This is a genomic window from Rossellomorea pakistanensis, assembly GCF_016908495.1.
In the GTDB taxonomy this organism is placed as follows: domain Bacteria; phylum Bacillota; class Bacilli; order Bacillales; family Bacillaceae_B; genus Rossellomorea; species Rossellomorea pakistanensis.
On record NZ_JAFBDZ010000007.1, the window covers coordinates 1 to 24698 of the forward strand.

The 24698-nt window shown below is 37.9% G+C and carries 26 protein-coding genes and 10 tRNA genes; 6 read left to right on the forward strand and 30 right to left on the reverse strand.

Annotated features, from left to right (window positions below):
- Positions 1 to 104: 104 nt before the first annotated feature.
- From JOC86_RS22290 to JOC86_RS22340, 11 genes are all read right to left on the reverse strand, one after another.
- Positions 105 to 178, reverse strand: a tRNA-Gly gene (locus JOC86_RS22290).
- Positions 179 to 191: 13 nt separating this feature from the next.
- Positions 192 to 268, reverse strand: a tRNA-Pro gene (locus JOC86_RS22295).
- A 58-nt stretch (positions 269 to 326) separates the two neighbouring features.
- Positions 327 to 403 (reverse strand) — tRNA-Arg (locus JOC86_RS22300).
- 17 nt (positions 404 to 420) lie between these two features.
- A tRNA-Leu gene (locus JOC86_RS22305) sits at positions 421 to 506 on the reverse strand.
- 69 nt (positions 507 to 575) lie between these two features.
- A tRNA-Leu gene (locus tag JOC86_RS22310) sits at positions 576 to 657 on the reverse strand.
- Positions 658 to 671: 14 nt separating this feature from the next.
- Positions 672 to 747: transfer RNA gene (locus JOC86_RS22315), tRNA-Lys, on the reverse strand.
- Positions 748 to 752: 5 nt separating this feature from the next.
- Positions 753 to 827 (reverse strand) — tRNA-Gln (locus JOC86_RS22320).
- An 87-nt stretch (positions 828 to 914) separates the two neighbouring features.
- Positions 915 to 986, reverse strand: a tRNA-Glu gene (locus JOC86_RS22325).
- 17 nt (positions 987 to 1003) lie between these two features.
- Positions 1004 to 1094, reverse strand: a tRNA-Ser gene (locus JOC86_RS22330).
- 9 nt (positions 1095 to 1103) lie between these two features.
- Positions 1104 to 1178 (reverse strand) — tRNA-Asn (locus tag JOC86_RS22335).
- Between the two features lie 112 nt (positions 1179 to 1290).
- Positions 1291 to 1752 (reverse strand): SprT family protein, encoded by a 462-nt coding sequence (locus tag JOC86_RS22340; RefSeq protein WP_205175347.1) that lies wholly within the window; start codon positions 1750 to 1752, stop codon positions 1291 to 1293.
- Between the two features lie 80 nt (positions 1753 to 1832).
- On the opposite strand from JOC86_RS22340, the gene cmpA reads away from it, so the two are divergent.
- Positions 1833 to 1946, forward strand: coding sequence for a cortex morphogenetic protein CmpA (gene cmpA / locus JOC86_RS22345; protein WP_205175348.1), 114 nt, complete (start codon positions 1833 to 1835; stop codon positions 1944 to 1946).
- Positions 1947 to 2131: 185 nt separating this feature from the next.
- On the opposite strand, the gene JOC86_RS22350 is transcribed toward cmpA, so the two are convergent.
- The 14 genes from JOC86_RS22350 to acpS form a co-directional block, all read right to left on the reverse strand.
- Positions 2132 to 4309, reverse strand: a complete 2178-nt coding sequence (locus tag JOC86_RS22350) for a Tex-like N-terminal domain-containing protein (protein WP_205175349.1) — start codon at positions 4307 to 4309, stop codon at positions 2132 to 2134.
- 100 nt (positions 4310 to 4409) lie between these two features.
- Positions 4410 to 5006, reverse strand: coding sequence for a PP2C family serine/threonine-protein phosphatase (locus tag JOC86_RS22355; protein ID WP_205175350.1), 597 nt, complete (start codon positions 5004 to 5006; stop codon positions 4410 to 4412).
- Position 5007: 1 nt separating this feature from the next.
- Positions 5008 to 5796 carry an RNA polymerase sigma factor SigB gene (sigB, locus tag JOC86_RS22360; protein ID WP_205175351.1) on the reverse strand — a complete coding sequence of 263 codons (789 nt, stop codon included), beginning with the start codon at positions 5794 to 5796 and terminating at the stop codon, positions 5008 to 5010.
- Positions 5774 to 6241: an anti-sigma B factor RsbW gene (gene rsbW, locus JOC86_RS22365; protein ID WP_472925697.1), complete on the reverse strand. Its 468-nt coding sequence runs from the start codon at positions 6239 to 6241 to the stop codon at positions 5774 to 5776. The genes sigB and rsbW overlap by 23 nt, the downstream gene beginning before the upstream one ends.
- Positions 6241 to 6573, reverse strand: coding sequence for an anti-sigma factor antagonist (locus JOC86_RS22370; protein ID WP_205175355.1), 333 nt, complete (start codon positions 6571 to 6573; stop codon positions 6241 to 6243). Before JOC86_RS22370 ends, rsbW begins: the two co-directional genes overlap by 1 nt.
- Before the next feature lie 157 nt (positions 6574 to 6730).
- A complete protein-coding gene (locus JOC86_RS22375) occupies positions 6731 to 7741 on the reverse strand; it encodes a PP2C family protein-serine/threonine phosphatase (RefSeq protein WP_205175357.1) in 1011 nt (336 codons plus the stop codon).
- Positions 7742 to 7751: 10 nt separating this feature from the next.
- Positions 7752 to 8153 carry an anti-sigma regulatory factor gene (locus JOC86_RS22380; RefSeq protein WP_205175359.1) on the reverse strand — a complete coding sequence of 134 codons (402 nt, stop codon included), beginning with the start codon at positions 8151 to 8153 and terminating at the stop codon, positions 7752 to 7754.
- Between the two features lie 3 nt (positions 8154 to 8156).
- On the reverse strand, positions 8157 to 8513 hold the full coding sequence (locus tag JOC86_RS22385) for an STAS domain-containing protein (protein WP_205175361.1): 357 nt from the start codon (positions 8511 to 8513) through the stop codon (positions 8157 to 8159).
- Positions 8510 to 9340 (reverse strand): RsbT co-antagonist protein RsbRA, encoded by an 831-nt coding sequence (locus JOC86_RS22390; RefSeq protein ID WP_205175363.1) that lies wholly within the window; start codon positions 9338 to 9340, stop codon positions 8510 to 8512. Before JOC86_RS22390 ends, JOC86_RS22385 begins: the two co-directional genes overlap by 4 nt.
- Positions 9341 to 10094: 754 nt before the next feature.
- The gene (gene ndoA, locus JOC86_RS22395) at positions 10095 to 10445 is read right to left on the reverse strand and encodes a type II toxin-antitoxin system endoribonuclease NdoA (protein WP_006838214.1); all 351 of its coding nucleotides are present in this window, start codon (positions 10443 to 10445) and stop codon (positions 10095 to 10097) included.
- Between the two features lie 4 nt (positions 10446 to 10449).
- Positions 10450 to 10734 carry a YlcI/YnfO family protein gene (locus JOC86_RS22400; RefSeq protein WP_205175365.1) on the reverse strand — a complete coding sequence of 95 codons (285 nt, stop codon included), beginning with the start codon at positions 10732 to 10734 and terminating at the stop codon, positions 10450 to 10452.
- A 145-nt stretch (positions 10735 to 10879) separates the two neighbouring features.
- A complete protein-coding gene (gene alr, locus JOC86_RS22405) occupies positions 10880 to 12070 on the reverse strand; it encodes an alanine racemase (protein WP_205175367.1) in 1191 nt (396 codons plus the stop codon).
- 243 nt (positions 12071 to 12313) lie between these two features.
- Complete coding sequence (locus JOC86_RS22410; RefSeq protein WP_205175369.1) at positions 12314 to 13327, reverse strand: LolA family protein; 1014 nt, start codon at positions 13325 to 13327, stop codon at positions 12314 to 12316.
- A 211-nt stretch (positions 13328 to 13538) separates the two neighbouring features.
- Positions 13539 to 13889 (reverse strand): holo-ACP synthase, encoded by a 351-nt coding sequence (acpS, locus tag JOC86_RS22415; protein ID WP_205175638.1) that lies wholly within the window; start codon positions 13887 to 13889, stop codon positions 13539 to 13541.
- A gap of 290 nt (positions 13890 to 14179) precedes the next feature.
- On the opposite strand from acpS, the gene JOC86_RS22420 reads away from it, so the two are divergent.
- Positions 14180 to 14779 (forward strand): rhomboid family intramembrane serine protease, encoded by a 600-nt coding sequence (locus tag JOC86_RS22420; protein WP_205175371.1) that lies wholly within the window; start codon positions 14180 to 14182, stop codon positions 14777 to 14779.
- Between the two features lie 218 nt (positions 14780 to 14997).
- Here JOC86_RS22420 and JOC86_RS22425 read toward each other — a convergent pair whose 3' ends face one another.
- The 3 genes from JOC86_RS22425 to JOC86_RS22435 all read right to left on the reverse strand — a co-directional run bounded on the left by JOC86_RS22425 (position 14998) and on the right by JOC86_RS22435 (position 19025).
- On the reverse strand, positions 14998 to 16530 hold the full coding sequence (locus JOC86_RS22425; protein ID WP_205175380.1) for a PH domain-containing protein: 1533 nt from the start codon (positions 16528 to 16530) through the stop codon (positions 14998 to 15000).
- The gene (locus JOC86_RS22430) at positions 16523 to 17002 is read right to left on the reverse strand and encodes a PH domain-containing protein (protein WP_338021807.1); all 480 of its coding nucleotides are present in this window, start codon (positions 17000 to 17002) and stop codon (positions 16523 to 16525) included. Before JOC86_RS22430 ends, JOC86_RS22425 begins: the two co-directional genes overlap by 8 nt.
- A 559-nt stretch (positions 17003 to 17561) precedes the next feature.
- Positions 17562 to 19025, reverse strand: a complete 1464-nt coding sequence (locus JOC86_RS22435; protein ID WP_205175382.1) for a degradosome RNA helicase CshA — start codon at positions 19023 to 19025, stop codon at positions 17562 to 17564.
- Between the two features lie 874 nt (positions 19026 to 19899).
- Here JOC86_RS22435 and JOC86_RS22440 point away from each other — a divergent pair.
- The 4 genes from JOC86_RS22440 (at position 19900) to JOC86_RS22455 (ending at position 21745) form a co-directional block, all read left to right on the forward strand.
- Positions 19900 to 20268 (forward strand): group-specific protein, encoded by a 369-nt coding sequence (locus JOC86_RS22440; protein ID WP_205175383.1) that lies wholly within the window; start codon positions 19900 to 19902, stop codon positions 20266 to 20268.
- A gap of 19 nt (positions 20269 to 20287) precedes the next feature.
- Positions 20288 to 20788: an RNA polymerase sigma factor gene (locus tag JOC86_RS22445; protein WP_205175649.1), complete on the forward strand. Its 501-nt coding sequence runs from the start codon at positions 20288 to 20290 to the stop codon at positions 20786 to 20788.
- A gap of 1 nt (position 20789) precedes the next feature.
- Positions 20790 to 21017 carry a hypothetical protein gene (locus tag JOC86_RS22450; RefSeq protein WP_205175385.1) on the forward strand — a complete coding sequence of 76 codons (228 nt, stop codon included), beginning with the start codon at positions 20790 to 20792 and terminating at the stop codon, positions 21015 to 21017.
- A gap of 62 nt (positions 21018 to 21079) precedes the next feature.
- Positions 21080 to 21745: an HAD family hydrolase gene (locus JOC86_RS22455; protein WP_205175387.1), complete on the forward strand. Its 666-nt coding sequence runs from the start codon at positions 21080 to 21082 to the stop codon at positions 21743 to 21745.
- A 163-nt stretch (positions 21746 to 21908) separates the two neighbouring features.
- On the opposite strand, the gene JOC86_RS22460 is transcribed toward JOC86_RS22455, so the two are convergent.
- Both JOC86_RS22460 and JOC86_RS22465 read right to left on the reverse strand, forming a co-directional pair.
- Positions 21909 to 23291, reverse strand: a complete 1383-nt coding sequence (locus tag JOC86_RS22460) for a UDP-N-acetylmuramoyl-tripeptide--D-alanyl-D-alanine ligase (RefSeq protein ID WP_205175389.1) — start codon at positions 23289 to 23291, stop codon at positions 21909 to 21911.
- Between the two features lie 122 nt (positions 23292 to 23413).
- Positions 23414 to 24493: a D-alanine--D-alanine ligase gene (locus JOC86_RS22465; protein ID WP_205175391.1), complete on the reverse strand. Its 1080-nt coding sequence runs from the start codon at positions 24491 to 24493 to the stop codon at positions 23414 to 23416.
- Positions 24494 to 24698: the final 205 nt, after the last annotated feature.

Consider the following 24698-nt stretch of genomic DNA (forward strand, 5'->3'; position numbering starts at 1 on the left):
GACTTGCTCATTTGTGTAAGAACCATGTTCTTACGTTGTAAATCTTTTAGAATTAACGTTGACGTTTTGTCTTGTTCAGTTTTCAAGGTTCAATAAGGTAATATTGGAGCGGGTGAAGGGAATCGAACCCTCATCATCAGCTTGGAAGGCTGAGGTTTTACCACTAAACTACACCCGCATATTAAATTCACTGGTCGGGAAGACAGGATTCGAACCTGCGACCCCTTGGTCCCAAACCAAGTGCTCTACCAAGCTGAGCTACTTCCCGATATGGCTAGAGTTAGTAGCGAATCAGTATCAGCTTCGCACACTAGTTAGATTAGGAGTGGCGCGCCCGAGAGGAGTCGAACCCCTAACCTTTTGATCCGTAGTCAAACGCTCTATCCAATTGAGCTACGGGCGCATAAATTAATGTTTGGTTGGTGCGGCCGAGAGGAGTCGAACCTCCACGGGGTTGCCCCCACTAGGCCCTCAACCTAGCGCGTCTGCCATTCCGCCACGACCGCGTAAAAGCGACATTCACTATGTTACATCTTATATTAATTTATGTCAACAACTTTTTTTAAAAAATTAAATGCGGGTGAAGGGACTTGAACCCCCACGCCTTGCGGCGCCAGATCCTAAGTCTGGTGCGTCTGCCAATTCCGCCACACCCGCGTATTCAATACAAATGGTGAGCCATGAAGGACTCGAACCTTCGACCCTCTGATTAAAAGTCAGATGCTCTACCAACTGAGCTAATGGCTCATTAATGGCTGGGCTAGCTGGATTCGAACCAACGCATGACGGAGTCAAAGTCCGTTGCCTTACCGCTTGGCTATAGCCCAATGTTGTACTCGTTTTTGAAGACGAGGATTCTATATTAACATCACAAGAAGTCGAAGTCAATAACTTTTTTTAAAAAAATAACATTATGACCCGTACGGGATTCGAACCCGTGTTACCGCCGTGAAAGGGCGGTGTCTTAACCGCTTGACCAACGGGCCATGTTCAAGATCATACATGGCGGAGAAGGAGGGATTTGAACCCTCGCGCCGCTTACACGACCTACACCCTTAGCAGGGGCGCCTCTTCAGCCACTTGAGTACTTCTCCTCAAAAAAATGGCTCCGCAGGCAGGATTCGAACCTGCGACCGATCGGTTAACAGCCGATAGCTCTACCACTGAGCTACTGCGGAATAATTTAGAAGCAGTTGATAAATCTTCGCAGTATTTGCTGCGACTCTTAGAATTATATAACCCTTTAGACCCTTTGTCAATGAGTTTTTATTCAAATTCTTTTAAGGTATTTTAACTTTTATTTTCCTTAGTTATTTTTAATTTCCCTCCACATTTTCCACAAACATACCTAGCTGTATTGATCCTCTTCTTTCTCTTAAAGAGTAACTGACATGATTGACAGGTGTAATAAATTACTTTCCTGTTAGATGTTGTTTTAGTTAATGGACTACAGAATCTAGGTGCTCCTACTCGATTTAATAGTTCTTTGAAATCACGGTCTCGATGCTGATAACCTTTCCCTTCTAAATGAAGATGATAGTGACATAACTCATGTTTAATAATTCCAGAGATCTCTTGTTCTCCGTATTCATCCAAATACTTTTTGTTAATTTCTATATTATGAGACCTCAGCAGATACCTCCCCCCTGTTGTTCTCAAACGCAAATTAAAATATGCTTGATGCCGAAATGGTTTATGGAAGTATTGAAGGGAAAGTCGTTCCACTAAGGACTGCAACTCGTTGTTCTCCAATATTAAAGCCTCCTTACTTACGAACATGACAACCTATTTTAACATATAGTAGTGATAACCCATTAAAAGGAGGAGAATTCATGCCTAATTGGCTTCAAAAACAAATGAGGAAGGCGTACTTAGAAAAGGACCGTTACCAAATTAAATTACTAAACCAATGTTGGTTTTTCTATAGAAAGAAGCACTGTTCATAGGAAAAAGTGGAATGTCTAGCTGGTATAGAGAAGTTCCAATCAAGGTAACAACTATAGCCACTTTCCCTGTTCCCACGCCCTATGGGAAACAGGAATAAAAGAAGACAAGCCTCTAGAAAGAAAATTCCCTTTCCAGACAGCTTGTCTCGTGACTTCGACTAGCTTTTTAACTAGATTAAAAAATTTTATTGATCTTTAGGAGCTAACATCGTAAGGGAGACTCTCCCCTTTTGAATTTCTACTCCTTCTACCCATACGGATACGACATCGCCAACTGAAACCACATCTAATGGATGTTTCACGAACCCTTTTTTCAATTTTGAAATATGAACAAGACCGTCTTGTTTGACTCCAATATCTACGAATGCTCCAAAATCCACTACATTTCTAACTGTCCCTTGAAGCTCCATTCCTTGTTTAAGGTCCTCCATTTTCAGTACATCAGTTTTAAGAAGAGGTTTTGATAATTCATCCCTTGGATCCCGACCAGGACGAACTAGTGCGTCCATGATGTCTTTTAAAGTTAGTTCCCCAATCTTTAGTTCCTCTGCAAGTTCTTTTTGATTAACATTTTCCAATCGGTTTTTAAATTCGTTGCTTCCAAGTTCATTTGCATTTAATCCTACTCGATTTAGAAGATTACGAACGGCATCATAATTCTCTGGATGAATCGGGGTTCTGTCTAATGGTTCATCCCCGTCGACTATTCTTAGAAAACCGATACATTGTTCATACGTTTTCGCTCCTAAGCGAGGGATCCCTTTGAGTTGTTGACGAGATGTGAATCTTCCTTCTTCTTCTCGTTTATTCACTATATTGTTCGCAACAGTCTTGGAAATGCCCGCTACATATTGAAGGAGTGAAGAGGAGGCAGTATTCGCATTTACCCCCACTTGGTTTACAACCGTTTCTACAACAAAGGTTAGAGACTCATTCAGCTTTTTTTGTGACACATCATGTTGGTATTGACCGACTCCAACTGATTTTGGATCAATTTTCACTAATTCTGCCAGCGGGTCTTGAAGCCTTCTTGCTATAGACACAGCACTTCTTTCTTCGACTTGTAAATTTGGAAACTCTTCTCTTGCAATATCTGACGCTGAATAAACACTTGCTCCCGCTTCATTAACAATAATATAAGAAACTTCAGTAGGAATCTCTTTTAATATATCAACAACAAATTGTTCTGTTTCCCTTGAAGCTGTTCCATTTCCAATGGCAACAATCTCAATATTGTATTTTGTAATCGTGTTTTTTACAGTTGTAATCGCTTCTTCTTTCTTCGCTTTTGGTGGATGCGGGTAGATAACATTAATGTTCATCATTTTTCCCGTCTCATCTACCACTGCCAGCTTACAACCCGTTCGGTAAGCAGGGTCCACACCCAACACCATTTTGCCTTTTAAAGGGGGGCTTAGTAATAGCTTTCTAAGGTTTTCTGAGAATATATGTATGGCTTGGTCTTCGGCTGTCACCGTTAGTTCATTTCTAATTTCTCTTTCAATTGATGGTTGAATAAGCCTTTTATACCCATCTTCTAACGCTTCACTTACAGCACCGGCAACTGTCGATCTTTCATTTTTTATTACCTTTTTATTTAAGTATCTAATCATTTCCTCTTCGTTAGGCTGTATCGATACTCTTATAATCTCTTCTTTCTCACCACGATTTACCGCTAGAATTCTATGAGGAACAATTTTATTCACAGGTTCGCTGTATTCGTAATACATTTCATATACATTTTTTTCATCTTGATCTTGATTCTTAACCTTTGTTTCAAGAATGCCTTTACGGAAGGTTTGGTTGCGAATCCATTCTCTATACATGGCATCGTCTGCGACAATTTCAGCAATAATATGCTGTGCACCAGTAATAGCTTCTTCAATCGTTGAAACTTCCTTCTCCTCTGAAAGGTATCGGTGAGCTTCCTCCGCTAAGCTACCTTCTACAGGAAATCCCAACATCCAGTTTGCAAGTGGCTCTAATCCCTTTTCCTTAGCAACCGTCGCTTTTGTTCTTCTTTTTTGTTTATATGGGCGATAGAGATCTTCTACTGTTTGTAATTTATCAGCGTTCACTATTTTCGTCTTTAATTCCTCTGTTAATTTACCTTGTTCCTCTATTAAACGGAGGACCTCCGTTTTTCTTTGTTCGAGGTTTTGAATATATGTCCAATTCTCCATAATAGAACGGATTTGAACTTCATCCATCGCCCCAGTTAATTCTTTACGGTAACGCGCAATAAACGGAACAGTATTTCCTTCTTCTAATAGTTGAATAACATTAACAATTTGTTTTTTATTTAGTCCTAACTCATTCGAAATTCGTTGAATTAAATGATCTTTTTCTAGAACCTGAACCACCTTATTACCTCCATCCTTTACAATCTATTTCAGTTTACCATAACTGATTATCCTATTTCTTATCTCTATTGAATTGGTTGAATATAAAGAAGCCTACTCTTTAGAGTAAGCTTCCTGCAATATAGGTAGTATCGTCAGATTTCACAGATAAACGCTGACTAATCTCATCCATGATTCCTGTAAGGGACTTCTTATATTGGAGTAAAGACTTTGTGCTTGTGATATTTAAGCCGTCAGAGTGGATTAAAAATTTTGAGTTTCTTTGGTATGAAAAGCGTTGAGTGCGGAATGATTGAGGTCTCCCGGAAAGATACCCGGTTACGGGAAGAGGATAAGTCATTTTTCCATCTGGTGAATATAGATAGAATCGAATATTCCCTACGCAGCTATAGACAAATTCTCCTGCCCTAAAGTACGCCTTAATAATGGCAACAGCAGCACCCCTTTTATGAAGAAGAGCTTCATTACAAAACCTCATTAGTGTATCTACATCTTGATCGTGATGTTTTTCAACCATTTCCGCCACTGCGTTTGAAGATTCATACGCAAATTTCCCGCTGCCTAATCCGTCAGCTAAAACACATACAAAATAATCTTCAGTAGCCGTTAAGAAGTAGCTATCTCCATTATATCTGTTCCCGTCTTTAGAGGTTTGTTTTGCAAAGACTTCGATATGATTCTTTAAAAGGTGCGTCATCTTATAAGCTCTCCGTGTTAAGCTCGGAGTGGATTGCATCCTTTAATTTCTCCACAGCTCTCCTTTGAAGTCTTGATACATGCATCTGGGAGATCCCTAGTTTCTCACCAGCATCTTTTTGACTGAGATTGTCCAAAAAGGTGTATTGAATAATGAGTTTTTCACGTTCAGAAAGGACGTGTAAAACCTTCTCAAGTACAAGTCTTTGGTCGACCTTCTCATAACCGCCATCTACATCCCCAACAATATCCAGAAGAGTGACCGTACTACCTTCAGAATCAGCCTCAATGGAATGGTCAACAGATAGGGCTTGATAGCTTTTCCCCATTTCCATCGCTTCCAAGACCTCTTCCTCTGTTACCTCTAAGTGGTCTGCAATTTCCTCGACTCGAGGTGAACGCTCGAGCTGGTTTGTTAATTCTTCTACAGTAGATTTAATCTTTGGGCCCAGTTCTTTTATCCTTCTTGGAACATGGACACTCCATGTTTTGTCCCTAAGAAATCGTTTAATCTCTCCTACAATTGTTGGAATAGCAAATGCTTCAAACGTTTTCCCATAAGAATCATCATACCTGCGAATGGCACCAAGTAATCCTATCATTCCTACCTGTGCGATATCCTCATGATAAGATTTACCTCTTGAGTATTTGCGAGCAATAGATTCCACTAAATTTCGATAGTGATGAACAAGATGATCCTGGGCTATTTCGTCATTATTTTCTTGGTATTCTTTTATCCAGCTCTTTACTTGTTCTTTCATATTTTGATTAGGTTGAGATAGTTTTGGCATCCCTCTCCACCTGCTCTCCTTCTAGGAATTTGGTCATAAAGACCGTTACTCCCTCCTTATGATGAACCTTTACTTCATCCATAAGACTCTCAATTAGGTAAAGACCTAACCCACCTTCCCTTAGGAACTCTACCGAATTTTCGGCATTATATGGTCCTACTTCTTCACGAGTTTTTTGAAAGTCGAAGCTCTTCCCGTTATCAGCAACCATGACTTCCAAACGATTATCATATAAAGCGAAACCAACGACCACTTCACCAGTCTCTTCTTTATATGCATGTTGAACAGCATTCGTAATTGCTTCACTTGTTGCAATCTTCAAATCTTCAATCGCATCATATGAAAAACCTGCTCTACTTGCTATACCAGATAATGTTAATCTAGTCACTCCAACATACTCAGGTTTTGCAGGGAGCTTCATCTCGATGTAATCAAATTCTTGCATCATTCAGCGCCACCTTTTACACCAGAATTTATATTCATAATATCTCCAAGACCCGTAATATCAAACAAGCGTCTTAGCCGATCAGATAACCCATATAAATATAACTGTCCTTCGTTTGAATTCACGGTTTTAAATAGGCCTACAAATACTCCAAGACCGGTACTATCCATATAGGTAACATCTGATAAATCAACATTTATCGTTTTCCCTTTTTCTTCAGCAGAAGACGATAAGGCTTCGCGTAGTTGCGGAGCAGTATAGGCATCTATTTCACCACTAACCTTTACATCGATTACTTGATTATTATCTTTCATATCTAGACTTATGTTCATTTACGTCACCTCATTTTGATATCACTTCAGTACATTTACCCTACTTTCAATAATGGTAAACATAAGTTAAAGTTGTTTTCGCAAAATGTTGTTACGAATAGAAAAGCAGAAGCAACTTGAACAGCTCACGAAACTAATTTCCATTTTTCAATAAAATTTAATGAACTCTTTTTAAAATAATGAGTGTAAAATCATCTCTTAGTTGAAAATGTTGCAGCTTCTCCAATTCCTTATAAACTTTTGTAACAATTTCTTGTGCAGGTAGATGAATATTTTTTTCTATATATCCAATTAAGTCTTCCCTTTCAATAAAACCTTCATCTGTTCGACATTCTGTTACACCGTCAGAAAGCAAGATTATCGCGTCTCCAACTTCCACTCTTTTTTCGTATTGTCTATACTTTGCTTTTTTATCAACACCGAGTAAAAGCCCTTTTGCATCCAAATCCTCAAATTGCTTTTCTTTAGCATGATAATAAAAACCAGGCTCATGTCCAGCTGAAGCATAGTGTAAAATATTTCTCTGTGTGTCGAACATACCATAAAACATTGTAATGAACATACTCGGGTCAACATTTTGTTCAACAACACGATTTAAGCTTTCTAATACCATATGTGGAAAAGATCGATTCTCCGGAAGACTATCCATCGCGTATTTAATCATTGACATGCATAATGCTGCCGGTATTCCCTTTCCGATAACATCTGCAATGGCAACGCTAATGGAAGATTGATCATCCTGTACAAAATGATAATAGTCTCCATTCATTTTTCTAGCGGGTACACTGATAGCACCGATATCAAGTGATTCAACATTAGGAATACTTGTACCAAGCAAGGTCTGCTGCATATTGGAGGCTATATCAATTTCCGTATTCAATTCTTGTTGTTTAGATCTTAAGCTTTGATGCTCCCTATAAGCAAAGCCATAACCAATCATCACCTCAAGAAGGATGTCAAAAGAGTGAAGAATCTTCTCAGAGAGATTCGGTTCCATCTCTTGGATGATACTTCTATGTAAACTGATAATTTCTTCAGGGGATATGTTATGTTCGATTGTCTTCCGGCTAAATTTCTGTCCTAAATAAAGTGCCTGTTCATCTTGTTGCTTTAAATAGGTTTCAATAATTTCTTTATATTTAAGATCCATTAATTCTCTAAAACTCATTGCTCTCCCCCTAGCGAATCCACTTTATCGCACGAATATCTGTTCCATCTCCCGGGGTAGACTCGACATTAAATTCATCCATTAAGCGCCTTACTCCTGGCAAACCGGCTCCTAATCCCCCAGATGTGGAATATCCATCCTCCATTACCTTGCGGATGTCATTAATTCCTGGCCCATTATCTAAAGCAATGATTCGAACACCTTTTTTTCCACTTTCAAATAGCTTTTCAATGCAAATTTGCCCATGACCGGCATATAAATAGATGTTTCTCGCAAGTTCAGAGATAGCTGTCGTGATTCGTGCCTGATCAACAGTCCCAAACCCAAGTTCACGTGCCACATTACGACCTAGTTGACGTGCTGCCACGATGTCCCATTCATTGGTAATCTTTACGCAGGATTGGATTTCCATAGACTAGTCCCCCAGTTCCTGTTGTAATTTCTCCAAACCTTTTTCTAAATCCATAGCGGTTAGGACATCTTCTAAACGAATTCCCAGTTCGATAAGAGTGATAGCAACTGCCGGCTGTATTCCGGTAATAACCACTTTAGCTCCCATCAACCTGGACATATTAATCACATCTCCAAGAACTTTTGCAATAAAGGAATCAATAAAGTCAATAGACGTAATGTCTAAAACAACCCCCCTAGCACTTGTTTCATGGATTTTGTGTAATAAATCTTCTTGAAATTGAAGCGCCGTTTGATCATCTAATTCCCACTGAATCGAAATTAAAAGACAATCATGAAGCTTTAGAATCGGAATTCTCATATCGACCCCTCCGTAGTAACAATTTTACGATTTGTCATTTCTAGAGCTTGTTCGATTCCTTTTCTTAACGTACTATTGGTATGGAATTGGTTTAAGTTAATTCCCAAATTCACAATCGTCTGGGCAATTTCCGGGCGGATTCCTACTAACATACATTTTGCGCCTACCAACCGAACCGCATCTGCTGCTTGTATGATATGATGAGCCACCATGGTATCCACAACCGGTACTCCTGTGATATCGATTAATACTACCTCAGCACGGTGGTTTACAACACCGCTTAGTAAGTTTTCCATAATCAGCTTAGCTCTTTCAGTATCAATGGTGCCAACTAATGGCATGACGGAAATCTTATCAAAAACTGGAATTAGTGATGCTGAAAGCTCCTGTAAAGCAATTTTCTGTAATGAAACGGTTCGATCCCATGTAGTGGTATAGGCATTGACGATTTCATTGTGCATCGGAGACATCCATTTATCGAGTTTATGTACAAAGTCTGCGTAATTCTCTTTATTAATCGTTCCTATTTCCATTAAACCATCGTAGACTATTCGGTCAAAAATTCTTAGCCCACTCGTTACAAAAGCTAACGGCCACCCAAGACGAACAACTTTCTCGGCAAATCCTTTTAATTTTGAAGAATAATCATCTGAATCTTCTAAATTTGAAATAATTAAATCAACAAAGTCATGACTCGTTTTGGAAAAAACTTGTTCAGAGATCACCTCTAAAACCTTTTCGTCAGCTTCTGCCTTTACCCTTTCTTTCCATTTTTCTACAAGGTCTGCCTTGTTTTCCAGTATGAAATCTTGCACTTGACTATACATGTAGTCATCTCCATTCTACCATATCCATTTTCTATTAATTTTCCTAAATTGAAGTTGTAACTTTATTTTAATGCTATTAATCATATACTTCTTTGAATCTCACTCAACCTTAATGAACTTTTTCATCCATGTTACTTTCCAAATTCCGTATATTAATATTATAAAGCTCATAGTATAATTTGTCATTTAGTGAGGAAAAGTGAAGATGGCTAGATTAGAGAGGGAATGGCCAAGGTTGCCACTTCCATTGGCAACGCCATTCTAACTGAACACCGTGAAAGCGAAAAATGACGGTATAAAAAAAGCTCTATGGTGCCACGAAAAACCGAAATAGAGAAAAAGACGGTACGAAAAGAGCTCTTTGGCGCCATGAAAAACCGGAATAGAGAAAATGAGGGTATGAAAGAGATCCATGATACCGTAAAAACAGAAATAATGTTATTACTTTTGTAGGTTTTATAGGGATCAGAGGACCTTTTGAGGACGTCATTTACTTTTCGAGTTTTTATGACCTTATAGACTTTTTTTAAGGTTGGCATTTTTCTATTGTATGCTTCACGACCACATACAACTAGCGGAGTGTCATTTTTCTTTTATACTTCCTCGTTTTATCAGCGAGCATGGTCCTTATGATTTGACTCGGCTTATGACTCCTGCCGGGTCTAAACACTCATGCCTGACAAGCATTACCAAGTCTTAAAGAAGCTTTTAAACACAACAAAAAAACACCCCTCGGATTGGAAGAGCGTTTCTTTTAAAACTGTATAAGTCCGACACTAATTTGTAGAGCGTCATCTACTTTTTCCATCATTTCATCATCTAGATGGGTAATTTTATCCGTTAAGCGCTGTTTATCAATCGTTCTAATTTGTTCGAGCAAGATAACGGAATCTCGTTCAAAGCCATATCGCTTTGCATCAATCTCAACATGAGTAGGCAGTTTTGCTTTTTGGATTTGGGCTGTGATAGCAGCCACAATCACAGTGGGACTAAACCGATTTCCTATGTCATTCTGAATGACTAGTACTGGGCGTACACCACCTTGTTCAGAACCAACAACAGGAGATAGGTCCGCAAAATACACGTCACCACGTTTAACAATCAAAGGTTTAGCCTCCGCTTACTAATCGTTCGACTGTGTGCTCTGCCTCGTATTCCGCTTGAATTGCCTCAGAAGCAATGGCCAAATTAATTTTAGCCATTTCCATATATCCGCGTCTCATAGATTCACGAATTTGGCGTTTCTTGCGTTCACGTAAATACATTTTAGTCGCACGATAAATAAACTCATTTCGATTCACATTTTCTTGTTCAGCAAAGCCGTCTAGTTCCGTTACGAGCTGTTGCGGTAAGCGAATTAAGATTTCTGTTGTTGTTGCGCTGGTTTCAGACACAAACTACACCTCCACAAATCACTACAAATACCGTTTCGTTTAAATACCATACCTATCATACCATCTATTTAGGCAAGATAAAAGACAAATTGTAAATTCTTTCTCTATTATAGGCTTAAAAGTGCTTTAATTATGCATATATCTTCTATTCTACATGATTTTTCAAAAAATCACTAGATACTAGAAGCTTATTCGACACTTCAATTGGTTTTTCGTTTTGAATATAAATTCTTGGAACACGATTTGATATAATACAAGGAATTTCGTAATTGATGGTATCAAGCCTTTTTGCGACTTCATCCATAGAAATAAATCCTTCTCCTTGACTGCCAATCAATGTAACTTTTTCACCTAATGGGATTTCTTCAGAGAGTTTCACCATACATTGATCCATACAAATCCTCCCGATAATCGGGGCTCTTTTATTATTCACTAAAATTTCTTGTCCCTGAAGCTTTCTTAACCACCCATCGGCATATCCAATTGGAATTGTACCAATCCATTCTTCTTGACTCGTTTCATAGGTTGCTCCATAGCTGACTTTTTCCCCTTCCGATAATTTTTTCACCAGAGATAAACGTGAATGTAAGGAGAAAACTTGTTTTAATTCAAAGGGTAATCGATCTTTTATTTCTATTGATGGCGAGAGCCCATACATTGAAATTCCTACCCTTACAGAATTAAAATGAGACTCTGCAAACCTTAAAGTTGCTGCACTATTGGCAGAGTGAATATATTTAGGAGGAATTTCCAGTGAATTCTTCAACTCTAAAAAGGTTTTCAGCTGCTTCCTATAGTAGCTTTCATCGAGTTCATCCGCTGTCGCAAAATGGGTGAATAATCCCTCGAAGACAAAATTTGATTGAGTGTTGATATATTCCTCAATCATTTTTAAATCTTCCACTTCCCTGACACCGATGCGCCCCATCCCTGTGTCACATTTTACATGTAAGTTCAGGAGATCATCTACATTTAGAAACTTTCTAGCTTCTTTTAACCAATCATAATAAAAAACAGTAAGTGAAATTTTATTCTCACAAGCAAGTTTAACATTTTCAGGTCTAGTAGCTCCAAGAACTAATATAGGAGCATCGATTCCGTTACGCCTTAACGCTAATGCCTCATCCAAAAATGCTACTGCGAGTCCATGGGCACCATTTTCAAGTGCTGTTTTGGCCACTTGAATATCTCCATGCCCATACGCATTGGCTTTTACAACTGCAAACATATGAACATCCTGAGGCAAATGTTTTTTAATAGATGTAACATTATGCTTTAGGTCATCTAAATTGATTTCAACCCATGTATCCCTATAAAATTGCGTCTGAGTTTCCATCTAATCACTTCCAAAATTAAAGACTCTCATTCAAACGAGAACGATAACTTTGATTATTCAACGAATATGGAAAACTGTCAAATACTAATAGAGAAATCTGTAAATGAATTGTTGGTTATCATTCCTTAAATTTCTCATACCACCAAATTATGAATATGCCCACTCGAGTACAAATATGAACAAAAAAAGAAAGACTGTTGCAAAGCTTCTTACCTTGCATCCAGTCTTTCTGTGAACTATTTATTACTTACTCATTGAACCCTGAACCGATTGGGCCACGGAAATCATTTCTTCCGGTGATAGATCTTGTGAAGCAAGCATATAGTCTACTCCATCAAAAGTCCAGCGGATGGAATGGTCAGTCATTGCCCCCATTGTATATCCAAGGTTTACGAGGTCTCCATTAACCGTTGTTGAAACGGTCATCGTTGGGATTACCTCTGACTTTTCTTGTACAAGTGTATAGGATTTTTCACCCTCATAGGTTAATACAACCCGTTTACCAGTTGATGTTAAAATCTCCTTTTCATCCACTAGTTCTGTACCCGTAATTTCTGTTGTCGGATACAGTACTGTAAACTCTGAATCACTGACCTTTGCATTAACTGGGACTTCTAATTGGGCTCCCGTCATGTTTTTCTTCATATCAAAATCTTTTTTCTCAAAGCTTGCTTTTGTATCCATTTTCGAAAACTCAACCGTTACAAGGGCATTTCGGTCCGCATCCATCACTTTAACTGAAGCAGGTGTTAAATCTTTTTTGTTAAAGCTGATTTCTTGGGTAGGAAGCATTTGGCTATTTTGGTATCTTGTTTTCGTTTCGAAAACATAATGGTTTTTCGTCTCTTTAAATTTAGCTTCCTTATCTTCCTTAATATCTTTTACGAGGGATTCAAATAAATACGCTTGACTACTGTTAGATGGCCATTCACTTTGAAACTTAAAGCTTTTGTTGAGGGCTGGTGTTAAAACAAAAACCCCTTCTTCATTTCTCAAAATCATTTGGCTTTGATCTCTGGCTTCATTTTTCAAATGAACACGATAATAATTGGGATCATTATGCCAAACCTCAACATCATATGTTTGCGGCTCTTCGCCTACTTGGAGGGTCATTTTGGCATCCGCCTTATACCCCTTGATATCTTCCACTTTTGCGCTAAGATCTTTAACAACATCTTCTTGCGATTTTGCTCCACATGCGGTAAGGACGAGAACCGTCACCATGGCTGCTAATAAAATCAATAATTTTCCTCTCATTCTTTCAACCCCTTTTGTCTCTGATACGGTTATGAGAGAGGGGAAAGCTTGCCACCCACAATGAACTTTCTTATCTTTATTCATCCGTCCTTTTAACAAAAAAGATGACAGAAAGTGATTAGAGAATGATCAAGCCTTGTCTCTCCTATTGCACTATGAATATATGAGACAACCTTGGGGATTATGCTATGAAAGATGACAAGCCATTTGATTATTTTTCAATCACAACCTGTGCCACAGCATACTCTTTACTATGACTAATAGATAAATGTACACCTTCTATCTGTGGCCTCATAATGTAGGGTTTCCCCATCGCATCCTTCATAATTTCGATATCCAAGAAAGACAAACGAGAACCGATTCCAGTTCCTTCTGCTTTCGCATAGGCTTCTTTTGCCGCAAACCTCCCCGAAAGAAATTCTCCTCTTCTATCACTACGCAACGACAAGTATTCATCCTTTTCCTTGTCCGTTAAAATTCTATCTAAAAATTTCGGTTGTTTACTGGAAAGGGCTTTAATTCTTCCAATTTCTACGATATCTACACCAATCCCTTTAATCATATTCATTTCATCTCCTTCTATTTATATAAATACAAGCATATGTTTCTGTACTAAGAGGTAAAATGAGTGCCATTCAACTCTAAAATCGTTACAATAATCATTAAGTAAGACTCTTTTCGTAAACTTTGTTGTTCTTGGTCAAATATGATAAATAATTCAAGATTAGTAAAACATCCATTGCTTTGATGAAAAATGCCCCGAAACCTTCATCATTATGGGTTTCTATTCTTGTTTGAAAAGCAGCGATCTTTGCGAAAACAGCCTTAAGTATAGTGTAGGAGGGGAAAAATTTGTTCGTTCGAACAGAAAGCTTCTCACAATTCATTCGATTCTATCCTATCATTTCCATCATCGTCTTTATACATTTGGTTTTATACGGCATGACTATTCTTCCACTTGTGCCTCACTTATGGGTATATGAACAATTAGCGGGAGTGAATCTTTATATTTTTAACGGTGAATGGTGGCGACTCTTTACCCCCATTTTCGTCCATATGGGATTTGCTCATTTCTTATTCAACTCATTTTCATTAGTATTATTTGGTCCAGCTTTGGAACGATTTTTAGGTAAGTTCTGGTTTGTAACCGTATATTTAGGTACGGGAATCATCGCCAATATTGCTACCTACTTATTTAAACCATTAACATATAGTCACGTCGGGGCTTCAGGAGCTATCTTTGGGTTATTCGGTCTTTACTTAGCCATGGTCATCTTTCATAAACATATGCTAACTCGACAAAATAAACAAATCATCCTTCCGATCGTTGTTATCGGATTAATCATGACCTTTGTCCAATCAGGAATAAATCTTACCGCACATGTCGTCGGTTTACTAGCAGGGGTAGCCATTGGCTGGGTTTTATTACCTCGGTTAAAAAGGACGTTTTAAGATTTAATCGGCGCTCAATATGTAACATCCGAATACGAACATTATAAGATTTTGTCGAACGGTCAATATCTATTAGAGTTTGGACAAATTAATGGCCGCAACGGACAAATTAGTTGACGTAATAGTCAATTCAGACTCATTTTTGGACAAATTAATGAATTTCAATTCCTTTATCATTAGCAAAGGGTTGACCCTATCATTAGGTCAACCCTTTACTCTTAAAATTCATCCATTATGGGGCCGTCATCACCCTTATGGAAATGAATCCTCGTACCGGTTGAATGATGATCTGGCTGATACCAATGATAGACTTCATTAATGGCTTCTGTTTCTAAGTCCACGACTTTCCCTACTGCACCGCCAACTCCAGATTTTATTGTTACACGTAAAGTCGCTAAGTCTTTTTTAGTCTGAAACCAACTCTCGGTTACCTCCAATGATTGAATACGATTCTTTTTCATATAAACGGTATGTTTCACAATGTTTCTATATCTAACAGCCAATTGATGATCGTTTATATTCCATCCCGCAGCTAGATATTTCCCATATCCTATCAAGAGTGCCGGAACTAAGAGTAATAGTGAATACAATCCTATAGGCCAAAAAATAATCGGCAAGGCAATGACAACAGGGAGAACGACTAAACAATGTCTAAATAGATATCTTTTCAGAGCACGTTTTGGTACGGTTTCATAATCTAAATCCAAATTATATTGAGGTAAAATGGTCGATAAAATATTCTCGATTTCTTTCTTTTTCACCATTGGCAGAAGTTTTATATCTGTACTGTCCTTATCCAGCACTGATCCCCCAGCACTCTCAATTTGAACGGTGGCGTACCCAAGAGGTTGTCGGATTAAATTCTCAAGGATGCGAATTCCTTGAATTCGATTAAGAGGAATCGTCGTTTGTTTCTTTTCAAGAAGACCTCTTGTAATAATGATATCTGTGTCTATTTTTTTCACGGTAAAGTTAGCATTCACAAGTATAGTACCAAAGATCGCTAATCCATAGGCGAGCAGTAATCCAAGGAGCACCACCACACTAACAATAAGAACGCCACTTCTGACAAATTCCTCTAGCTCTTTAAAAACCAACTCATAAGGAATAATTTCGTTAAACTGAGATAGAAATAGCATCGCACCACCTATTACGACACCAATTCCACCAGAGGTTACCGCCATGAGGATGAGGTCTTTAAATGACATCTGGTAAATGACTTCTTCCTGCTGTTTATCTTCGTGTTCGAGTTTAGATGAATTCCCTACTTTTTCGGAATTCCTTTGTTTTTTTGCATTATAAATAATCTCTTGAAGCTCTTTTGCATCCTCGAGAGAAATCGCGGTTAATTCCGCTTCTGCTTGTGATTTATCAGAAGCACCTGCTGTTTCTACCTTTATTTTCACCAAACCAAACGGTCTATGAATGATGCTTTCCGTTGAATTTAAGCTTTGAATTCGATCAAAGGGAATATATCTCTTTTTCTTAACCCATAAACCATATTCTATTCTAAGTTCATCATTTTCTATCCAATAGGTAAAACGCAGCCACTTAATGATCCCAAATGCCAGAACAAAAACAAGAGTAACGACAATTGCAAAAAAAGGAAGATTATCAATAAAGAAATTTCCAGATGAAGATTCACCGCGATTCAGAAAAATAAGGAAGATGAATGGAATAATTAATTCTTTTAATTGTTTTAAAAAGCTAGCAACCGCAGATATTGGATGAAGCTTCTTCTTCTCAGACATCATCTTCCGCCACCCTTGCTAATGAGGAAATTGAATCACGTAATTCATCTGCTTCATACATATCAAGTGCCGGAATCTCGTGGGTCGTAGCAGCAGTAGAAATGGTAATCGTCGCAAGCTTATACTTTCTTAAGATCGGACCCTGAACAGTATCGACATGTTGTACCCTGACCATAGGAACTAGAGTTCTTTTAATAATAATGACTCCGTGCTGCAATTCAATTTCTTGTTCTCTTACTTCATACCTCCATCTTTTCCAGCGAATGTATGGAATGATTCGAATAAACAAAATTGCATAAATAATCGTAAAAACTACTGCTATTAAAGAAACCCAATAAGGCCAATCAAATATAATCGTTAACACAATGCTTGCAATCGTTAAAATTCCAATAATTGCGGAATGAATCATTCCATATAATCTCCAGACCGTTAATGCACGTTCTGAGATCCTTCTATTGGGTGCTCTATTCACGCCTACCCCTCCCAAAAACTAACATATTATCTATACCTTTCTATTGTATACGAATCTGTAGTCCTTTTGGTTTCATCTTCAAGGAATTCGGACGAACATACAAGAATACTTTATGATAGCATAGTCATGGACAACAGACTTCATACAAGAAAAGCAAGCATCTTCAGGACCGACAATAAAGCGGATCTAATAATTACTCACGCTCAAATTTATGAGTAAGGGCAAAATTATGTTGGCGCGGTCAGTTTTTGTGGAGAAAACCATGATAATTTGTAATAGGATAGGTTTCCGAAGCTTTTAAGGTCGTATTTTTACTTTAGTAGATTTTTATGGCATCATTGAGTTCTTTGCTTACCTTCATTTTAGATTCTGCTTGTTTTCATGGCATCGTGGAGCTCTTTTCTTACCATGATCCTCACTTTTGCGATTTTTCATGGTATCATTAAGCTCTTTTCTTACCACCATCCGCACTATTTTTGATCTTGAACTCCATGATTCTCTACATTATCAGGACTAATAAAAAAAGAGGCTAACCCATATGGATTAGCCTCTTAAATCATTAAGATTCTTTTCTTGTGCGGCGGTTTCCGCGTTGTTGTTTACCTCTTGATGAAGAGTTGTAGCTTCTGCCGCTTCTTCCTCTTGAAGAGCCACCTTTTTTATCTCCTCTACGGAAATCACGCTTATCTCTTCCTCTTTTTTGTGGAAGTGGGCGTTCTTCTGTAATTTCAACAGGGGTATTGTCAGGCTCTTTTGTCAGGATGCGTAGTGCAGCTGCTACTACTTGTTCAGGTGTGTGACTTTCCATAATTTCCTTAGCCATTGCTTGGTAATCTTGAAGCTCATTATTTTTGATTGTTTCTACGATTTTTTCCATCGCTAAACGTTGTTGTCCTTCGAGTGCTTCATTACGAGATGGCGGCTTCATTGGAGTCATACGCTTCTTCGTTGTTTGCTCAACGATACGAAGGTAATTCATTTCTCTTGGCGTTACGAATGTCATCGCCATACCTTCTTTGCCTGCTCGTCCAGTACGTCCGATACGGTGAACGTAGCTTTCTGGATCTTGAGGAATATCGAAATTATAAACGTGAGTAACCCCAGAAATGTCTAATCCACGTGCAGCAACATCTGTTGCCACTAAGACATCAATTCGACCTTCTTTAAATTTGCGAAGTACGCTCATACGTCTAGCTTGGCTTAGGTCTCCGTGAATGCCCTCTGCTAAATAACCACGAATATTTAATGCTCTAGCTAGTTCATCAACACGACGTTTTGTGCGTCCAAAAACGATCGCTAATTCGGGTGATTGAACATCCAATAATCTTGAAAGAACATCAAATTTTTCTTTTTCATGGGCTTTTACAAAATACTGCTCAATGTGTGGGACAGTCATTTCTTTCGATTTCACACTAACCGTTTCAGGGTCAGTCATGAAATTCTCAGCAATTTTTCTGATTGGCCCAGGCATTGTTGCAGAAAATAACAGAGTTTGGCGATTTTCCGGTACATTTTTCAGAATGGACTCAATATCTTCAATAAAGCCCATGTTCAACATTTCATCTGCTTCATCCAGTACAAGTGTTTGTACATTTTGAAGCTTTAATGTGCGACGGTTAATATGATCCAATAGTCTACCAGGTGTTCCCACAATAATGTGTGGACCTTTTTTCATTGCTCTAATTTGGCGTTGAATGTCTTGTCCACCATAGACAGAAAGTACACGGACATGCTTATCATATCCGACTTTGTAAAGCTCTTCAGATACTTGAATCGCTAATTCACGTGTTGGAGCAATAATAAGACCTTGAACATTCGGTTCTTTAACGTTGATTTTCTCAACCATTGGAATTCCAAATGCAGTTGTTTTACCTGTACCCGTTTGTGCTTGACCAATAACATCCTTACCTTCTAAACTAACAGGAATTGTTCCTGCTTGAATAGGCGTTGCTTCTTCAAATCCCATACGCTTAATGGATTTAAGCGTAGAAGGACTTAATTCTAAATCTGAAAACTTTGTCAATGTTTCTCATTCTCCTTCTAAACATTAAAACGTTTATTTTATTGACATATTCGACATTTTTATAAAGAAAACCCGGCTAAAAACAGAAGAAAATTTCAAACAACCTTTATATATCACGCTTCAAAATACAGGATGTTCCAATTCTCTCTTCTTCATACCGAGGGTTAAGTTATATAGTAAAGCCGCGTTATCCTTATCGGCAATTTAGGGCATAACCCTACCAAAAAAAAGACACTCTTCTGTCGAAGAGCTTTTGCACAAAATGTGAACGATGTTAGAAACAATCTTAACACTAATATAGGAAGATTTCAATTGTATCAGAAATTGTCGCGCTATTCTTGTTTTAGAAAACGCAACCCATTTTCGAACAATTCTTCTCGATCATCATTATGGCAAATGAAATGCTCCGCTTCAGAAAATAAAAATCCTTTTTTTCTTACAAGGGATTTCTTTGAAAAGGAATTCAGTAAATTTTAAAAGATCCCTTCATACAAAACAACATCCCTTCTATAGCTTCCCACAATTGTTTAGGATTTATATACTATACCGCCTCACATAATGAACCCATTTTTAAACAGGATCAAAAGTGCTTCGATCAAGAGACTTTTCACCCTCGTTTAATCATCTTTTCTGAGAAATCTATTAATTGGAAGCTCCTATCACCATAATCCGAAAATCCAGGAATAAGATGTATAAATGCCGGGCGAGCAGCTCGACCTCATAGGGTAAAAATTTTCCAATTATTAACCTCATTAACCTTCCTCGAGTTAAATTCAATTTTCGGTTAGTTTCCACATTACAAAAATAAAATGAACCTTTCCAAAGGGATAACAGTATAAGAGGTAAAATAACATTACAAAAGGATGGATTTATTATGGATACTGGATCTCTACTATCATTGATTATTACTCCTGTGTTGATTACGATTATTTTATCGATATTAATTCCAATGCAAAAGAAATACATCGTAAGAAATGAGAAATGTAAAATTGATTATAAAAAATCAGAGATTATTTTTCAGTGGAATCGTTTTGACTATGTTTCAATAGCCGTTGCCATTTATGCGACTTTGAATACCTTAACTTTGTTTTTTCTGATCGCTAATGGCGAGGATTTTACAAACTCCTTCGTTCAATTCACTTCCAATCAGGCTCAAACATGGACATTTGTTGGATTTTTATATTTTATCATTCGAATTTCACAAATTTTAAAAGGGATTAAGGAGCTTAAAATGCATGAATAATGATCACCTCCAATCCCTAATGCTTCGATATCAGAAGGGTGACGAGGAAGCTTTGGAACACCTTTATGTCTATTTAAAGGGTCCGCTTTACGAGTTTTTATTTAGGTATTGTCGAGATGAACAGTTAAGTATAGACCTAGTACAAGATGCTTTTGTAAAATTACAACAGAATAAGGTTTCTTTTGCACCAGAAAAAAGTAATATAAAAACGTATTTATATCAAATTGGGTATAATTTGATGATAACAAAATTAAATCGACGAACGAAATGGAGGAAACTTCTTCCCTTCTTACTTTTTGAGAGAAAGCCTTCTGAATTTGATGATGAACATCTTAGTTTGCGCCAGCTATTAATGCAGCTACCAGAAAAACAAAGGGCCATTATTATTTTGCACTACTTTGATGACATGACACAAAAAGATATCGCTGAGGTTTTAAACCTTCCACTTGGTACAGTTAAGTCCCGTCTACACCATGGAATAAAAACGTTAAAAAGTATGATTGAAAAGGAGGACGACTAGTATGAAGCATCCAGATGGAAAAATTAAAAAACTGGTTGAAGAAGACCGTGTAAATATTCCTGAATTCCAGCTAAAAAAGCGAAAAATGGATTTCTTCATTGATTATCTTGCATCACCTGTTATAAATCCAATAGAAGATATTGCAGATCACACTTCAACGATTCTCCTAATCCATTTTACCCCGATTATTATGACATTTATTGGTGTGGGCGTTTATTTTCTCGTTTAACATGGAACTACAAACCTTGTTTCGTAAATGGGCTAATTTCAAATCAGAAAGTTGGAGGGAAATTGAAAGCTATTTTATTTGATTTGGACCGAACTTTACATGATCGCGATGCTTCTGTACAGAATTTTTTAAAGTATCAATCGGATTGGTTACTTCGGGACCACCCTAGTCTGGATGTTGAAGCTTTTAAAGAACGGTTTTTCGTTCATGAAAAAGGTGGTTATGTTTGGAAGGATATTGTCTACGAAAAGCTTGTTGAGGAGTTCTCACTTGAAGTGACGGGAGAGCAATTATTGGCTGATTATGTTGATCATTTCGCACAGCATTCTCAAGAAATGAAGGGTGCGTCGGAATTATTGACTTTCTTGAAGAATCAAGGTTTTAAACTTGGAATGATTACAAATGGAAAAGGGGCCTTTCAGGATGCAACCATTGATTCTTTAAAAATCAGAGACTTTTTTGATGTAATATTAATTTCTGAATATGAAGGGATAAAGAAACCAGATCCCTTTTTGTTTGAAAAGGCTACACAGGTGCTAGGCCTGACGCCTAAGGAATGTGTGTATGTTGGAGATCATTATGAGAATGATATTGTGGCTGCGAAGAGAGTTGGACTTAAGACAATATGGTTAACGAATAAAGAAATTGCCCCCTGTTTCTCTGAAGCGGAAAGGATCATTCGCTCTTTAGAAGAATGGTTAAAAGAATTAATTCGGGCTGTCCCATAAGGGTCAGGAACCACTGCGATTGTCCATATAAAGAAAAATTCTTACAGGTTCTTCTTCTATATATGGAAGTCGGGGTTCCTGACATTTTGGTCTTGGACAGTCCTTATTTTATTTGAGTCAAATCGGCACTATAAGTTTTCGTTTTAAAAAGCATGCTTGCTTATTATGAACTACTCTTTAAGTATTCTATCACTTCCTCTAATTTCATCCCTCTAGAGCCTTTTACAAGAATTAAATCATCGCTTTCCACAATTGACTTTACTTGCTTTGCCAATTTTTCTTTATTTTCAAAAGATGTGACTCTCTCTGTTCCTAGATTTTCTGCAGCACCCTTTGCGATATGGGAGGCTAAGTTTCCAAAGGTGAAAACATAATCGATGGTTGAAGTAGGGATATCCTTCCCTACTTCATAATGGAAAGTTTCCTCCTCTTTACCAAGTTCAAGCATATCACCAAGGATCAGAATTTTTTTGTTGAAGCCTTCTAATGTTGACACAAGTTCAATTGCCGCCCTTACTGATGTTGGGCTCGCGTTGTATGCATCGTTGATGATTTTTTCACCATTTTCTCCTTCTATAAGCTCCATTCTCATCGCAGTTAGCTTTAATTTTTTTAGAGCCTCTGGCATTTCTTCATAAGCAACTTTAAATTCATCTGCTATAAGCATAGCAGCAAGGGCATTTAAAATATTATGCTGTCCGAGAACAGGCAGGGAAAAAGCAATTTCTGTTGATTGATTTGTATAAAATAAACTTCCATTTGGTGTCGACTGGACCTTTGTTGGATAAAGGTCGTTTTGTGCCGTCTTCCCAAAAGTTTTCGTTTTAAATGAAAAATCGTTACCGAGTTGGTCTTGAATAAGTGGCTCTTCGCCAAAATAGACTAGAAGACCGTTCTTCTTAAGACCTTTGGTAATTTCTAGTTTAGCTTGGGCTATACCTTCCCTTGAACCTAAGTCCTGAAGGTGGGATTCACCGATATTGGTGATGATTGCTGCGTCTGGAAGCGCAATATTCGATAATTCTTCGATTTCACCGAACCCACTCATACCCATTTCAAGGACTGCTACTTCCGTAGTTGGTTCTAATGCAAGAATGGTGAGCGGCAGACCGATATGGCTATTATAATTACCTTCCGTTTTTTGGACACGATATTTTAATGACAGTAGATTGGCTGTCATGTCTTTAGTTGTTGTTTTACCGTTGCTTCCAGTGATGCCGACTACTTTTAGTCCTAACTGTTTCCGGTACGAAGTTGCCAATTGTTGAAGAGCATTTAGTGAATCCTCCACAATGATAATTGGAAGGTCTGTTGGAGGATTAGGAACGTCCTTTTCCCAAAACGAAGCTGCTGCACCGTTTTCAATTGCTCCTCTGACAAACTTATGACCGTCTACATGCTCCCCCTTAAAAGGAATAAATAAATTCCCTGCTTCGATCTTTCTAGAGTCAATACAAACATTCTTAAATAAGACATCCTGAATCTCTGTAATGTCGTTTTCAACCGTTATCATCTCTGCTAACTGGGCAATGCTTCTCTCAATCATTCATCCTACTTCCTTTCAAGGAATTTAGGGACGGTTCTCGATCGCGTTAATGCTTTAAAGCGATCGAGAACCGTCCCTCAATGGTTTAATGTGTTAAAGAGTGTTGTCACGCTTTAGGTTTGTTACATGGTGTGCTTGATGTTTTGTTTGTCTTCGTGACGCTCGAGTGCTAGTGTGACAAGTTTTTCGATTAGTTGAGGGTACTCAACTCCTGTGTGCTTCCAAAGAAGAGGGAACATGCTGAATGGCGTAAAACCAGGCATTGTGTTCACTTCATTCATGTAGATTTGACCGTCTTCTGTAAGGAAGAAGTCTGCTCGAACAAGTCCTGAACAGTCTAATGCCTTAAACGAATCAATAGCAATTTCTTTCATTTTTTCATAAATACCTTCTGAAATTTCAGCAGGAATAATTAAAGCCGTGTCACCATCTTCATATTTCGCTTTGTAGTCATAGAAGTCTTTCTTTGGAACAATCTCTCCCGCAACTGAGCATTGAGGATCATCATTTCCTAGGACACCCAGCTCGATTTCACGTGCTTTTACTCCCTGTTCAATAATAATTTTTCGATCAAACTGGAAGGCTTCTTTAAAAGCCACTGCTAGTTCTTCACGATTGGTACATTTACTAATTCCTACTGAAGATCCTAAATTGGCTGGCTTAACAAAACAAGGGTAGCCAATTTCCTTCTCGGCGATTTCATATGCCTGATCTTCTTCCTTCTCCCATGTACGACGAGTAAACCAAACATAGTCTACTTGTGGAATACCCGCTTGGGCAAATAAGTTTTTCATGATTACTTTATCCATTCCCGCCGCAGAAGAAAGAACCCCATTTCCAACGTAAGGAAGGTTTAATAAATCTAACATCCCTTGAACGGTTCCATCTTCACCATTCGGTCCATGAAGTAATGGAAAAATGACATCATAGGATTCACTGCCTGTCGAGTTTGCAGTCGACAATGTTGTACTTAATGCATTCGGGGCAATCGCTTCTCCCTCTTTGTATTCCAATACTTTAATATCCTCTACAGGACCTTGTAATTGCGGTCCTTTAATCCATTCACCCTCTGTGGAAATATAGATGGGGAACACATCGAATTTATCAGCATCAAGTGCTCCTATAACAGCTTTTGCTGTTTGGAGTGAAACTTTATGTTCAGCGGATTTACCACCATATAATAAACATAGTTTTGTTTTCATGTAAAAATAGACCTCCAGTTAAACATTAGATGTTTCTATTTTATCACTTTCATAAAAAAGAAAAAGAAGGATTCAAAAGGAAAATTTTAAATGAACCATTCAGATTATTAATTAGACACTCGCCCACTCCTATATATCTATGATCATAGTGAGTTGTCCTGATACCATCATACACTAACTGAATATTAGTAATTATTTTATTGTT

Excerpts from the sequence above, each read along its gene's own strand:
- JOC86_RS22355 (WP_205175350.1), bottom strand. The coding sequence starts at position 5,006 with ATGACGCACCTTTTAAAGAATCATATCGAAGTCTTTGCAAAACAAACC.
- JOC86_RS22440 (WP_205175383.1), top strand. The coding sequence starts at position 19,900 with ATGGATACTGGATCTCTACTATCATTGATTATTACTCCTGTGTTGATT.
- JOC86_RS22410 (WP_205175369.1), bottom strand. The coding sequence starts at position 13,327 with ATGAGAGGAAAATTATTGATTTTATTAGCAGCCATGGTGACGGTTCTC.
- JOC86_RS22425 (WP_205175380.1), bottom strand. The coding sequence starts at position 16,530 with ATGTCTGAGAAGAAGAAGCTTCATCCAATATCTGCGGTTGCTAGCTTT.
- JOC86_RS22375 (WP_205175357.1), bottom strand. The coding sequence starts at position 7,741 with ATGAGTTTTAGAGAATTAATGGATCTTAAATATAAAGAAATTATTGAA.
- JOC86_RS22385 (WP_205175361.1), bottom strand. The coding sequence starts at position 8,513 with ATGAGAATTCCGATTCTAAAGCTTCATGATTGTCTTTTAATTTCGATT.
- JOC86_RS22450 (WP_205175385.1), top strand. The coding sequence starts at position 20,790 with ATGAAGCATCCAGATGGAAAAATTAAAAAACTGGTTGAAGAAGACCGT.
- JOC86_RS22465 (WP_205175391.1), bottom strand. The coding sequence starts at position 24,493 with ATGAAAACAAAACTATGTTTATTATATGGTGGTAAATCCGCTGAACAT.
- JOC86_RS22460 (WP_205175389.1), bottom strand. The coding sequence starts at position 23,291 with ATGATTGAGAGAAGCATTGCCCAGTTAGCAGAGATGATAACGGTTGAA.
- sigB (WP_205175351.1), bottom strand. The coding sequence starts at position 5,796 with ATGCCAAAACTATCTCAACCTAATCAAAATATGAAAGAACAAGTAAAG.
- JOC86_RS22445 (WP_205175649.1), top strand. The coding sequence starts at position 20,288 with ATGCTTCGATATCAGAAGGGTGACGAGGAAGCTTTGGAACACCTTTAT.
- cmpA (WP_205175348.1), top strand. The coding sequence starts at position 1,833 with ATGCCTAATTGGCTTCAAAAACAAATGAGGAAGGCGTACTTAGAAAAG.
- alr (WP_205175367.1), bottom strand. The coding sequence starts at position 12,070 with ATGGAAACTCAGACGCAATTTTATAGGGATACATGGGTTGAAATCAAT.
- rsbW (WP_472925697.1), bottom strand. The coding sequence starts at position 6,241 with ATGCAAGAATTTGATTACATCGAGATGAAGCTCCCTGCAAAACCTGAG.
- JOC86_RS22390 (WP_205175363.1), bottom strand. The coding sequence starts at position 9,340 with ATGTATAGTCAAGTGCAAGATTTCATACTGGAAAACAAGGCAGACCTT.
- acpS (WP_205175638.1), bottom strand. The coding sequence starts at position 13,889 with ATGATTAAAGGGATTGGTGTAGATATCGTAGAAATTGGAAGAATTAAA.
- JOC86_RS22370 (WP_205175355.1), bottom strand. The coding sequence starts at position 6,573 with ATGAACATAAGTCTAGATATGAAAGATAATAATCAAGTAATCGATGTA.
- JOC86_RS22380 (WP_205175359.1), bottom strand. The coding sequence starts at position 8,153 with ATGGAAATCCAATCCTGCGTAAAGATTACCAATGAATGGGACATCGTG.